We start from the raw sequence: 12885 nt of genomic DNA, 5'->3' as shown, positions 1-12885 counted from the left end.
TGTCAGATCGCCGACCCCATTAGATCGACTGCAATTCATATGCTGGGGACGTGACGACAGCCGGAGCGGACCTTCGGCCGGACCAGGCAGGCACGACGGCCGAGTTCCTCGCGCTGCTGCGGGAACTCAAGGACCGGTCCGGCCACACCTACCGGGAGCTGGAGCGGCGGGCGGCAGCACGCGGCGACGTCCTGCCCCGGAGCACCACCGCCGCCGCCCTGCGCGGCAACTCCCCGCCACGCGCCGAGTTGCTCGATGCGCTGGTGCGGGCCTGTGGGGCGGAGGAACACCTGCGACAGTGGCGGTGCGCACGGGACCGGCTCGACGCGGCCGGGGAGCAACCGGATCAACCCGGTCCGCCCGCGCCCCCCGCCGGCGACCGGTCCGACCCGGCCCCGGACGGCGGCCCGACCGCGACCACGAACGGCCGCTCCGACGGCGACACCCGCCGTCGTACCCCGGCGGCCCGATGGCGGCCGGCGGGACGTTGGTTCCGTCCGCCGCTGGTCACACCACTACTGGCGAGCCTGCTGGCCATCGGTGTCGGAGCGCTGCTGACGACGTCGGCCCGAGGCACGTGGCCCGACCCGGCGGCGATAACGGACCGGGAGTCGACCGGCGCGACCGTGCGGCAGGCCCCGCCGCTGCCCACGAACCTCCTCCGGGAGGTCCGGATCCGCCCCGTCACCGCGCCCGACCTGTGCCTGACGGACGGCCGCGTCCTGGACCGCCGGTACACCCCCTTGGTGGCGGTGCAGCGGTCGTGCGACGAGGTGTGGCCGCAGACGACCGTGCTCCAGCCGGCCGACGACGGGACCTACCGCATCAGGTGGGACCACCCCGACTACGGTCCCGGCTGCCTGGTGGGCTTGACCGCGGGGCCCGGCGCCGGGCTCCTGGAGCCCTGGGACGACTGCGTACGCGGCAGCCGCTTCCGGATCGAGCCGTCGGGTTCGTACGACAGCAACACCTACGTCCTCCGCCTCCCCGGCCACGGCTGCGTGGGCATCAGCGACTCCGGCACCGCGGTGGGGACCGAGGCGGTGATGGGACGCTGCGTGGGCAAAGGCGGCCAGGTCTTCCGCATCGAGCCGGCACCCCCTCCCGGCCCCGAATGACGCCGGGTGGCACCGGCGCTCCGCCCGCGGTGGCTAGACCGACTGGAGGGCGCGCCAGGCGATGTTGTTGTTGTACCGGACGTTGACCTGCAGGTCCGGGGTGAGCAGCAGCACCGGGTCGTCCGGGGACTCCCAGACGGCCAGCAGCGAGAAGTTCCCGGGGCCGGGCACGGCGCCCCACGGAACGACCACAGTCGTGGCTCCCGGCGGCACGACGACGGGCACCGTCGCTACCCAGGTCAGGTCCGTCGGCCAGATCATCCCACCGCCCGGGGACGTGCGGTAGATCCGCAGCGCCCCGCTGTCGGTGCCCGTGCCGTACGGGCCGGAGTTGCGCAGCGTGACGAAGATGTAGCTGGTCATGCCGACAACCGGGGACTGGCTGGTCGCGCACCCCACCGCCGTCGGGCAGACCTTGACGTCGGGACTGGCCCAGATCGGGCTGCCCGAGTGCGGCTCGAGGCCGAAGTCCGAGGGGACATCCCGCAGATAGATATCGGTGGGGGTCATGACCCGGTCCGGCTTCGCGGCCGGCGGAGCGGCGGTGGCGGTGGTGGCCAGCAGGCCGGCCAGGGCCGTGCCGGCGAGCAGGGCCAGCGCCGCGCGGCGGGCGCGGCTACCCAGAAATGCCATGACTACTCTCTCCCATCGACGGAGGTGACCGGCCCGGGTCCCGCGCCGGCGTGGTCATGCCCTCAGGAGCGGGCCGCCCGCCCGGAGATACCGACGCCGGGGTGGCGGTTGTCCAGATGACGCCAGGCCGGATCAATCAGACGCCGGGGCCGGATCCCGCAGGCCCGCCCGCGAGCGGGTTGATCGAGTTGAGGTCGCGCCAGGCGATGTTGTTGTTGTTCCGGACGTTGGTCAGGATGTCGGCGGTCATGAACGGCAACGGGTCGTTCGGGGACTCCCACACGGCCAGCAGGGAGAAGTGACCGGGGCCGGGGACGCCGCCCCACGGAACGCTCACCGTCGTGACGCCCGGTGGGGCGACGACGCTCACCGCCGCCACCGGCATCCAGCCCATCGGCCAGGCCAGGCTGCCGCCCGGGGTCGTGCGATAGAACCGCAGCGCCCCGCTGTCGGTGCCCGAGCCGTACGGCCCGGGGTTGCGCAGCTTCACGAAGATGTAGTTGGTCATGCCGACGATCGCGTTCACGCTGGTCGCGCACTCCACCGCCGTCGGGCAGATCTTGACGTCGGGGCTGGCCCAGATCGGGCTGCCCGAGTGCGGCTGGAGGCCGACGTCCGAGGCGACGTCCCGCATCCAGACGTCGGTGACGGCCATGACCCGGTCCAGCTTGCCAGCCGGTGGAGCGGCGGTGGCGGTGGTGGCCAGCAGGCCGGCCAGGGCCGTGCCGGCGAGCAGGGCCAGCGCCGCGCGGCGGGCACGGCTACCCAGAAATGCCATGACAACTGTCTCCCATCGACGGAGGTGACCAGCCCGGGGGCTTTCCGGCCCCGCGTCGGTGTGGTCATGGCTTCAGGAGCCGGCGTGGCGCGCGGAGATACCGTCGCGGGCACCGGCCTTTGACAGATGACGCCAGGCCGGATCAATCAGACCTCGTGAGGGCAACAGCTCGGCCTCCCGGACGCGCGGGCATGCCGGCGGCACGTTCCCCGCCGCACCTGCGCAGCCCGTCAGCCCTACCGGGGGAAGGCGGGGGCCGACCACGGCCAAGGCACGTCGTGGAAGGCAGCCTCGACCAGCAGGGCCTCGATTGCCCGAAGGAACCGCTCGGCGCGCTCCGGCGGCAGGTAGCGGGTGTCCACGGTGATCGCCAGCTCGACCGCGCCGGGGGCGTCGATGACCTGGAGGCGGCAGCGCCAGGCGAACCGGTCCAGTTCCTCCAGCCAGCGGAACGTGCTGCGGCCAGCCGCCGCCCGAAGGGCCGCCTCGTCCGGGCCGACCGGTTCGGGGTCGGTGGCGTGCGGCAGCCGGATGTCGTTGAGGTAGCAGAACGGGGCCAGGGCGGTGCGGTAGTCGAGCCCCCGCTCGGCGAACGCGCGTTCCAGCTCGGCCGGGTCGTAGTAGGCGTGCCGGTACGCGTCCAGCGACGCCCCGCGGGCGCGGGAGAGCAACTCGGCGAAGCCGGGCCGATCGGCCAGGTCGAGCCGGCAGAGCCCGATCTGGTTGAGCTTGCTGATCGCGACGTCGTACTCGGGCTGGAACCGGTTGTTCGCCATGGTGAACACGCCGCAGACGTCCCCGCCGTTGTCGGCGGTGAGCACGGCGGCGGTCGCCGCGAGCAGGACGGAGGCGTTGCTGACGCCGTGCCGGGCGGCGACGAGCCGGGCCGCGTGATGCACTGCCTCGGAAACCAGCGAGCCCCGGCGGTACCGGGGGTTGAGCCCGGGTCCTACCTGGTCGAACAGGCCCACCGTGAGGCCGGGAAACTGTCGCGTCCAGTACGCCACCGCCCGGTCGCCGCGACGCCGTTCCCCGTCCCGCTCCCGCTCGGCCACGTCGAGGGACTGCGGACCGGGCGGGGTGGGCAGCGAACCGCGCAGCACGAGCATCCGCAGGTCCCGGAGCACGGTCTCGGTGGCGTGGAAGTCCACGGTGGAGTGGCTGAATACCAGCACGACCTGCCGTACCCGGTCGTCCACGGTGACCAGCGCGGCCCGCAGCGGCCACTCGGTGGCGTGGTCGAAGCGGGGGGCGCCCAGCCGGTCGGCCAGGGCTGCGGCGGCGGACCGGTCGTCGGGATCGGCCACGGCGTGCGGGACCGGGTGCACCAGGACGGGCAGCCGGCCCGCCGGGGCGGCGGACTGGTACAGCTCGCCGTCGACGGAGCACACCCGGGTGCGCAGTGACTCGTGCCGGTCCACCAGGGCCGCGACGGCCCGCACGGCCCGCGCCACGTCGACGTCGGCCCGCCGGGAGACGGCCAGGACGCGGCGCAGGTTCAGCACGCTGTGGCTCGGGGACTCGAACTCCTCGACGGCCCGCCACATCGCCCGTTGGCCCCAGGTGAGCGGGCCGGTACCGACCCGGCCGCCCGCGAACTGGGCGTACGCCACCTCCTCGCCGGCTTCGGCGGGGAGCATCACGGGCGGCCCCGCCACCACCACCGGAGCCGCCGACGGGGCCGCCGACGGCCAGGACACCTCGGCGAATGCCGCTTCCACCAGCAGTTCCTCCAGCTCGCGCAGGAACGGTTCGACCGTGTCGACCGCGACGTGACGGGTGTCGACGGTGAGGGTCAGCCCCACCCCGCCCGGCTCGTCGACCACGTGGGTCAGCAGGTGCCAGGACGCCCGGTCCAGCCCCCTGGCCCAGGAGAAGCCGGTGCGCGCCATGGCGGCCCGCAGGTCGCGCCGAGTCACCTCCGGCGCGGCAGCCGCGGCGCCGGCGGGCAGCCGGACATCGTTGAAATAGTAGTGCGGCAGGAATGCGGTCGCGTAGTCGCGGTCGGCGTCGACGAATCCCCGGCGCAGCTCGCTGGGGTCGTAGAAGGCGTTCCGCAGGCCGTTCAGCGACGCCTGCCAGACGCGGGACAGCAGCAGCGGGAACGCGGGGCGGTCCGCCACGTCCAGGACGCCGAACCCGATCTGCCCGAGGTTCGCCACCGCGTTCGCGTACCTGGCGGGGAACCGGTTGTGGGCCATCGGGAACAGGCCGCAGCGGTCCCGCCCGGACCGGGCGGCGGCCAGCGCCGTCACGCCGGCGAGGAGCACCGCCGAGGTGCTGACCCGGTGCCGGGCGGCGATCGCCCGGGCCGCCAGGTCGACCGCCGAGGAGACCAGCACTCCCCGGCGCAGTTGGGGGGTGAGCCCGGGGCCGCCCGGCGGCAGCGGCTCGGCGGGCAACCGCGCGAACTCCCGCAGCCAGTACGCCACGGCCCGCTCGGAGCGGCGTCCCTCGGCGCCGTGCTGGAGCCGGGCCACGTCCACCGACTGCGGCCCGGGCGGGGTGTCGATCCGCCCGCGCAGCAGGAGCAGCCGCAGGTCCCGCAGGACCACCTCGGCGGCGTGGGCGTCGACGGTCGAGTGGCTGAAGACCAGCACGACCTGCCGTACCCGGCCGTCCACGGTGACCAGGGCGACCCGCACCGGCCACTCCCGGGCGTGGTCGAACGCGACGCCGCCGAGGCGGTCCGCGGCGTCGGAGGCGTCCCGCGCGCCGTCCCCGGTGCCGGCGAGCACCAGCAGCGGCAGGTGCCCGGTCGCGGCGGTCTCCTGGCGGTGCTCGCCGTCGACTGTGCGCACCCGGGTGCGCAGCGACCCGTGCCGGCCGACCAGCGCGCCGAGCGCCCGGGTGGCGCGCTCGGTGTCGGCGCCGGCCCGGGCGGAGACCGGCACCGTGCGACGCAGGTTGAGGAAGCGGTGGTTGGAGCCGTTGCGGGCGTTCGCCCGCCAGGTCACCTGCTGGGCCCAGGTCAGCGGCGCCGTGCCGGCGTCGGCACCGTGAAAGGGCGCGTGAACCAGCATCTCGTCCGCCCATTCGGCGGGCACCACGGCATCGGCAAATCGCATCCCCGACCGTACGACGGGCCGTGCCGCCCGGGGTCGGTCGATCGGATTCTCCACCGTGGACCGATCAGACGACGCGATGCTCCGTTTGCAGCATGCAGACTACGGGCTCCTGTCCGACACCGGCGTGAAGGCATCGCGTGACGAATCTCGACCTACCGACGCGGGCCGTCCCCCTCCCGCCCCCCGCGACGCCGCCCGACATCGCCGCGGGACCGGCGCTGTCGTTCGGCCAGGAACGGATCTGGTTCACCGAGCAGCTGACGCCCGGCACCGCCGCGTACCTCGTCTGGTCGACGACCCGGCTGCGCGGGCCCCTGGAGGTCGAGCTGCTGCGCGCCGCCCTGGACGGCGCCGCCGCCCGGCACGACAGCCTGCGCATGCGCTTCGCCGAGAACGCCGACGGCGAGCCCGTGGTGGAGGTGCTGCCCGAGGTGCGGGTGCCGGTCACCGTCACCGACGCGAGCTCGCTGGCACAGGCCCGCGAGCTGGTGGCCACGTCCGTGCGTACCCCGTTCGACCTCGGCGCCGCTCCCCTGCTGCGGGCGACGGTGGTCCGCCTGGGCGCGGACGACCACGTCCTGCACCTGGCCATGCACCACATCGTCAGCGACGGCTGGTCGCTGGACCTGCTGTTGGGCGAGGTGGCGGCCGGCTACGCCGCGCTGCGCGACGGCGGGCCGGCGCCGGTGGCCCCGACGACGGGTTACGTCGACTACGCCGCCTGGCAGCGGATCCGCCTCGACGGCCCGGCGACCGGGGACGGGTTCGCCTACTGGGCCGGGGCGCTGGCCGGCGTGCCGCCGCTGGAGCTGCCCACCGACCGGCCCCGACCGGCCGTGCAGTCCTACGCCGGCGGCACCCACCGGTTCGCCGTCGACGCCGACCTGACCGACGGGCTGCGCCGGCTGAGCCGGGCGCACCGGGCCACCCTCTACATGACCCTGCTCACCGGCCTGCAGGCGGTGCTGTTCCGGCACAGCGGGCAGCGGGACTTCGCGATCGGGTCCCCCGTCGCCGACCGGGTGGTGCCGGAGCTGGAGAACCTGATCGGCCTGTTCGTCAACACCCTCGCGCTGCGGGCCGACCTCTCCCCGGTGGGCGCGAGCGTCGACTCACCCGGCGCGGAGCCCAGCTTCGCGGCGCTGCTGCGGCGCACCCGCGGCACCGTGGTGAAGGGCCTGGCCCACCAGGAGATCCCGTTCGAGCGGCTGGTCCGGGAGCTGAACGTGCCCCGGGACGTCAGCCGCTCCCCGGTGTTCCAGGTGCTGTTCACCCTGCAGAACTTCGCCCGCACCGGCGGCCGGTGGCCGGCGGGGCTGAGCACCGAGAGCCTGGGCACGGACGCCGCCGCCGCCCGTTTCGACCTGTCGCTGTACGTCAGCGAGACCGCCGACGGGCTGCGCGGGATGTTCGTCTACAACACCGACCTGTTCGACGCGGACACGATCGCCAGGCTGGCCGCGAGCCTCGACACGCTGCTGCGCGCGGCGGTCGCGCAGCCGGACCTGCCGGTGGTCGACCTGGACCTGCTCGGTCCCGCCGAGCGGGACCGGGTGCTGGCGCTGGCCCGTCCCGACCAGGACGAGGTCGGCCGTGCCGAGCCCGGGGCCGATGGGGCCGGGGTCACCGGGGCGGCGGTCACCCTCGCCGACCTGATCGCCCCGCACGTCGCCGCGACCCCCGACACCCCCGCCGTGGTGTGCGGCGCGGACGCGGTGACCTACCGGGAACTGGACCGGCGGGCCAACCGGCTGGCGCACTGGCTACGCGGCCGCGGCGTCGGCCCGGACGCACTGGTCGGGGTGCTGCTGGAGCAGTCGGTCGAGCTGGCCGTGGCGCTGCTCGGCGTGCTGCGCGCCGGCGGGGCGTACCTGCCGCTGGACCCGGAGCAGCCGCCGGCCCGACTGGGCCTGATGCTCGCCGACGCCCGGCCGGCGGTGGTGCTCACCAGCGCCGAGCTGGGCGACCGGCTGCCCGGAGGGGTCGAGGCAACCTGCCTGGACGCCGTGGCGGCCGAGGTCACCGCCGGGCCCGACACGCCGCCGCCCACCGGCGCGACCGGCGGGAACCTGGCGTACGTCATCTACACCTCCGGCTCCACCGGCACCCCGAAGGGGGTGGCGGTGGCACACCGGCAGGTGCTGCGCTACCTCGACGGGGTGGCCGACCGGTTCGCCGTCGTCCCGGCCGCCCGGTACGCGCTGATGCAGTCCATGTCGTTCGACTTCGCCGTCACCGTCTTCTACCTGGCGCTGGCCACCGGCGGGACCGTGCACCTGGTGCAGCGCCGGTGCACGGGGGCGGAGCTGGCCGAGCAGCTGCGCGCCCATCGGATCGACTACCTGAAGATCACCCCGTCGCACCTGGCGGCGCTGGCCGCCGACACCGGGCCGGGCGACCTGCTGCCGGCCCGCGCGCTGATCCTCGGCGGCGAGGCGTCCGACCTGGAACGGATCGTGCCGCTCGCCGCCGCCGGCGGGGCCCGGGTGTTCAACCACTACGGACCCACCGAGGCCACCGTCGGCGTCGCCACGTACGAGGTGGGCGCCGGCGGGCCCGCCACCGGCCCGGTGCCGACGGGCCGGCCGCTGCCGCACGCCCGGGTGTACCTGCTCGACGAGCGGATGCGGCCAGTGCCCGTCGGGGTGCCCGGCGAGCTGTACCTGGGCGGGGACCGCCTCTCCCGCGGCTACCTCAACCGGCCCGGCCTGACCGCCGAGCGGTTCGTGCCCGACCCGTATGGCCCGCCGGGCGCGCGCCTCTACCGCACCGGGGACCTGGGCCGGTGGCGCGCCGACGGGCAGTTGGTGTTCCTCGGCCGCCGCGACCACCAGGTGAAGATCCGCGGGTACCGGGTGGAGCTGGGCGAGGTCGAGGCCGCGCTGCGGGACTGCCCGGGGGTGCATCAGGCGGCGGTGCTGCTGCGCGACGACCGGCTGGTGGCGTACCTGGAGCCGGTGACCGGGGCGCAGCCGCCGGAGGTGGCGGGGCTGCGCCGGGTCCTGGCCGACCGGCTGCCCGAACACATGGTGCCCGGCCGCTGGGTGGTGCTGGACCGGCTGCCGTTGCAGGAGCACGGCAAGGTCGACCGGCGGGCCCTGCCGGAGCCGACCGACGAGGTCCCGGCCGGGGAGCGGGTGCCGCCGGTCGGGCCCGTGGAGACGCTGATCGCCGGGATCTGGCAGGCCGTGCTCGGGGTGGCCGAGGTGGGCGTCACCGACGACTTCTTCGACCTCGGCGGGCACTCGCTGCTGGCCACCCAGGTGGTGGCCCGGCTGCGCCGGGAGCTGCCGACCGTCGACGGCGGCGCGACGGGCACGGTCAGCGTGATGGACCTGTTCCGGCACCGGACCGTCCGCGAGCTGGCCGTCCTGGCGACCGGCGGCGGGGCCGGGCCGGACGGGCTGCTGCACGAGCTGACCCCGCCGGTGGCCGCCGCCGACCGGGTCGCCACGCTGGTCTGCGTCCCGTACGGCGGTGGCAGCGCCGTGGTGTACCAGCCGCTGGCCGACGCGCTGCCGGCCGGGTACCGGCTGCTGTCGGTGGCCATGCCGGGCCACGACATCGGTCTGGCCGACGATCCGGCGCCGGTCGAGGAGGTGGCCGCCGACGTCGCCGCCGAGATCCTGTCCCGGGTGGAGGGCCCGCTGGTCCTGTACGGGCACTGCGGCCCCGGCGGGGCCCTCGCCGTGGAGGTGGCCCGGCTGCTGGAGGCCGCCGGCCGGGAGCTGGAGGCGGTGTACCTCGGCGCGGTGTTCCCGTTCGGCCGGCCGGCCGACGGGCTGCTCGGGCCGCTGCTGCGGCTGCGCCTGGCCGAGCGGATGCGCAGCGACCGGATCTACCGGACCTGGTTGCAGGCGCAGGGCACGTCCGTCGGCTCCCTCGACCCGGACGAGGTGGCGTTCCTGATCCGGGCGATGCGCCACGACGCCCGGGTCTCCGAGGAGTACTTCACCGAGCTGATGCGCCAGCGGGTGACCCCGCTGCGGGCGCCGGTGGTCTCGGTGGTCGGCGAGCGGGACCGCAGCACCGACTACCACAGCGAGCGGTTCCGGGAGTGGCACTTCGTCACCGACCGCACCGCGCTCGCGGTGATCGACGAGGGCGGGCACTACTTCCTGAAGTACCGGGCCGGCGAGCTGGCCGAGATCGTCACGACCGTGCACCGGCAGGTCGACTCGCCCGTCCCGCCCGCGCCGCCCGCCGGGCTGGCCGGGGCCTCCGGACGGACCGAGACCGCCGACCCGACCGCCCCCGAGCCGGCCGGCGGGCCGGAGCCCGCGTGGCAACTGGTCGCCGTCTCCCGCCAGCCGGCCGGGCCACCCGGTACGCCGGACGCGCCGACCGCCGGCCCGACGAAGGCGCCGGAGCCGAGCATGCGCCGCTTCGGGCTGGTCGCGGCCGGGCAGGTCGTCTCCGGCATGGGCACCGCGCTGACCAACTTCGCGATCCCCCTGTGGATCTACCTGGAGACCGGGTCGCTGGCCCGGTTCGCCCTGTTCGCGGTGCTCGGTCTGCTGCCCGGCCTGCTGGTGGCCCCGCTGGCCGGCGCGTTGATCGACCGGACCAGCAGGCGGCGGGTGCTGCTGGCTGCGGGCGTCGCCGCCGGGGGTGCGAACGCGGTGCTGGCCGCCCTGGTGCTGGCCGACCGGGCGCAGGTGTGGCACTTCTACCCGCTGGTGGCCTGGCTGTCGGTGGCGCTGGCCTTCCAACGCCTCGCGTTCGTCTCGGCGGTGCCGCAGCTGGTGCCCAAGCGCTTCCTCGGCCACGCCAACGGGGTGACCCAGACCGCGATGGGCCTGACCCAGTTCACCGTCCCGCTGGTCGCGGTCGCCCTGCTGGACGCGGTCGGGCTGCGCGGCATCCTGCTCATCGACGTGGCGTCGTACGTGTTCGCGATGGGGGTGCTGGGTCTCGTCCGGTTCCCCCGGACCCTGGCCCTGCAACGCCGGGAGGGGCTCGGCGAGGAGATGGCCGCCGGGCTGCGCTACGCGCTGCGCCGCCGGGAGTTCCGCGCCATGCTGACCTTCTTCGCCGCGCTGAACCTGTTCCTGTTCCCGGCGCTGTACCTGCTCTCCCCGCTGGTGCTCGGCTTCGCCGACCTGGACCAGGTGGCGCGGATCGCGCTGACCGGCGGCGTCGGCGCGGCCGTGGGCGGCCTGGTGATGCTGGTCTGGGGTGGCCCGAGCCGCCGCCGGATGCGGGCGGTGCTGCTGGGCACCCTGGGCATCGCGGTGGCCGCCGTGCTGACCGGGCTGCGGCCGGACCCGCTGCTGGTCGGCGCGGGCGCGTTCGGCATGTACCTGTCGCTGGGCATCGTCAACGGCGTCTACAACACGATCATCCAGACCAAGGTACCGCCGCGCTTCCACGGCCGGGTGTTCGCGCTCAACCAGATGATCGCCTGGTCGACGATGCCGCTGGGCTGGGGGCTCATCGCCCCGTTCGCCGCCAAGGTGACCGAGCCGCTGCTGCTGCCCGGCGGCGCGCTGGCCGGCACGGTCGGCGCGGTCATCGGCGTCGGCCCCGGCCGGGGCCACGGCCTGCTGTACGTCGTGTTCGGGGTGTGCATCGCGCTGACCGCGCTGGTCGCGCTGGCCACGCCGGTGCTGTCCCGGTTCGACGACGAGGTGCCCGACGCGCCGCCGGACGACCTCGTCGGCATCGAGGAACGCCAGGCCCGGGCCACCGTCGGCGGCGGGGAGCCGGGGACCCGCGCCACCGTCGCCGGCGGTGAGCTCCGGGCCGAGGTCGCCGGGACCGGGGGTGGCCGGCGGTGACCGCGACGACGAGCGGCCCACCGGCCGCCCGGACGGTGCCGGAGCTGCTGGCGTGGCGCACCGCCCTGCACCCGGACCGGGTCGCGGTCGAGGTGGCCGGGGTGGCCGCGCTGACCTTCGCCCAGTGGGCCGCCGGCACGACCGCCGTCGCCGCCGGGCTGCGCCGGCGAGGGCTGCGCCCCGGCGACCGGGTCGGCCTGGTGTTCGGCGCCCGCGACTGGACCCGGTTCGCCGTGACGTACTGCGGGGTGCTGCGGGCCGGCGGGGTCGCGGTGCCGCTGTCGGACCGGCTCGCCGCCGGGCAACTCGGCCACGCGCTGACCCACTGCGCGGCCGCCGCCGTCGTGCACGGCGACGACACCGCCGCCCCGCACGCCCCCGCCGGGCTGCCGGTGTGGCGGGCCGGTGACCTGGCCGCCGGGCCCGCGACCGACGCCGACCTGCCGACGGTACGCCCCGGCGACCTCGCGCAGATCCTCTACACCTCCGGCACCACCGGCCGCCCGAAGGGCGTCGGGGCAAGCCACGCCAACCTGACCGTCGGCGCGTCGACGAACCCGCGCCGGCTGGCGCTGGGCCACTCGCAGCGGTTCCTGCACGCGTTCGCCATCGGCACCAACGCCGGGCAGACCATGCTGTTCAACGCGCTGACCGCGAAGGCCGGCGCGCTGACCCTGCCCACGTTCACCCCGGTCCGGTTCGCCCGGCTGGTCGAGACCCCGGGCACGGGGACGCTGTTCGTCGTCCCGTCGATGGCGATCGAGTTGCTCGACTCGGGGGCGCTGCGGGGCCGGGACCTGGCGGGCGTACACCTGATCGGGTCGACCGCGGCGGCGCTGCCGCCGGCGGTGGCGGCCCGGCTCGCCGAGGCGTTCCCGCAGGCCACGATCGTCAACTACTACACCTCGACCGAGGCGGCACCGGCCCAGACCACGATGATCTACGATCCGGCGCGTCGGGACGCGGTGGGCCGGCCGGTCGGCGGGCAGCTACGCGTCGCCGACGCCGACGGCGTCCCGCTGCCGCCCGGGACGACCGGCGACGTGTGGCTGCGTGCCCCGTACCCCCGCGCCTACTACCGCGACGAGGCCGCCAACCGGGCCACCTTCCGCGACGGGTGGGTGCGGATGGGCGACGTCGGGCGGATCGACGCCGACGGCTTCCTCTACCTCACCGACCGGCACCAGGACGTCATCAAGTCCGGCGCGTTCAAGATCTCGTCCCTCGAGGTGGAGGCGGCGCTGCACGAGCACCCCCTGGTCGCCGAGGCGGCCGTGGTCGGCGTGCCGCACCCGGTGCTCGGGTCGGCGGTCGCCGCCGCCGTGGTGCCCCGGCCGCAGGCCGTCGCCGGCGGGCTGACCCTGCCGGTGCTGCGCGGGTTCCTCGCCGACCGGCTCGCCGACCACCAGCTTCCCGCCCGGCTGCTGCTGCTCGACGGCCTGCCCCGCAACGAGGGCGGCAAGGTGCTCAAGCGGCAGCTCACCGGCCTGTTCGACAACTGACCACCA

At 75.3% G+C, this 12885-nt stretch carries 6 protein-coding genes; 3 read left to right on the top strand and 3 right to left on the bottom strand.

Annotated features, from left to right (window positions below):
- The first annotated feature begins 50 nt into the window (after positions 1 to 50).
- Positions 51 to 1118 (top strand): RICIN domain-containing protein, encoded by a 1068-nt coding sequence (locus ACQPZO_RS14200; protein ID WP_433350479.1) that lies wholly within the window; start codon positions 51 to 53, stop codon positions 1116 to 1118.
- A gap of 33 nt (positions 1119 to 1151) precedes the next feature.
- On the opposite strand, the gene ACQPZO_RS14195 is transcribed toward ACQPZO_RS14200, so the two are convergent.
- The 3 genes from ACQPZO_RS14195 to ACQPZO_RS14185 all read right to left on the bottom strand — a co-directional run bounded on the left by ACQPZO_RS14195 (position 1152) and on the right by ACQPZO_RS14185 (position 5597).
- Positions 1152 to 1751, bottom strand: a complete 600-nt coding sequence (locus tag ACQPZO_RS14195) for a hypothetical protein (protein WP_433350478.1) — start codon at positions 1749 to 1751, stop codon at positions 1152 to 1154.
- Between the two features lie 136 nt (positions 1752 to 1887).
- On the bottom strand, positions 1888 to 2529 hold the full coding sequence (locus ACQPZO_RS14190) for a hypothetical protein (protein WP_433350476.1): 642 nt from the start codon (positions 2527 to 2529) through the stop codon (positions 1888 to 1890).
- Between the two features lie 236 nt (positions 2530 to 2765).
- Positions 2766 to 5597, bottom strand: coding sequence for a condensation domain-containing protein (locus tag ACQPZO_RS14185; RefSeq protein ID WP_433350474.1), 2832 nt, complete (start codon positions 5595 to 5597; stop codon positions 2766 to 2768).
- A 137-nt stretch (positions 5598 to 5734) separates the two neighbouring features.
- Here ACQPZO_RS14185 and ACQPZO_RS14180 point away from each other — a divergent pair, with 137 nt between their 5' ends.
- Together ACQPZO_RS14180 and ACQPZO_RS14175 are read left to right on the top strand one after the other, a co-directional pair.
- Entirely contained in the window at positions 5735 to 11377 is a 5643-nt protein-coding gene (locus ACQPZO_RS14180; protein WP_433350473.1) for an amino acid adenylation domain-containing protein, read from the top strand.
- Positions 11374 to 12879, top strand: a complete 1506-nt coding sequence (locus tag ACQPZO_RS14175; RefSeq protein ID WP_433350471.1) for a class I adenylate-forming enzyme family protein — start codon at positions 11374 to 11376, stop codon at positions 12877 to 12879. The genes ACQPZO_RS14180 and ACQPZO_RS14175 overlap by 4 nt, the downstream gene beginning before the upstream one ends.
- Positions 12880 to 12885: the final 6 nt, after the last annotated feature.

The organism is Micromonospora sp. CA-111912 (genome assembly GCF_050948415.1).
In the GTDB taxonomy this organism is placed as follows: Bacteria; Actinomycetota; Actinomycetes; order Mycobacteriales; family Micromonosporaceae; genus Micromonospora.
The sequence above is the reverse complement of the archived record's forward strand: the minus strand, read 5'-3'. Positions and strand labels throughout refer to the sequence as shown.

What these genes read in the sequence shown, in the direction of transcription:
- ACQPZO_RS14195 (WP_433350478.1), bottom strand. Translation starts at nt 1,751, where the DNA reads ATGGCATTTCTGGGTAGCCGCGCCCGCCGCGCGGCGCTGGCCCTGCTC.
- ACQPZO_RS14190 (WP_433350476.1), bottom strand. Translation starts at nt 2,529, where the DNA reads ATGGCATTTCTGGGTAGCCGTGCCCGCCGCGCGGCGCTGGCCCTGCTC.
- ACQPZO_RS14185 (WP_433350474.1), bottom strand. Translation starts at nt 5,597, where the DNA reads ATGCGATTTGCCGATGCCGTGGTGCCCGCCGAATGGGCGGACGAGATG.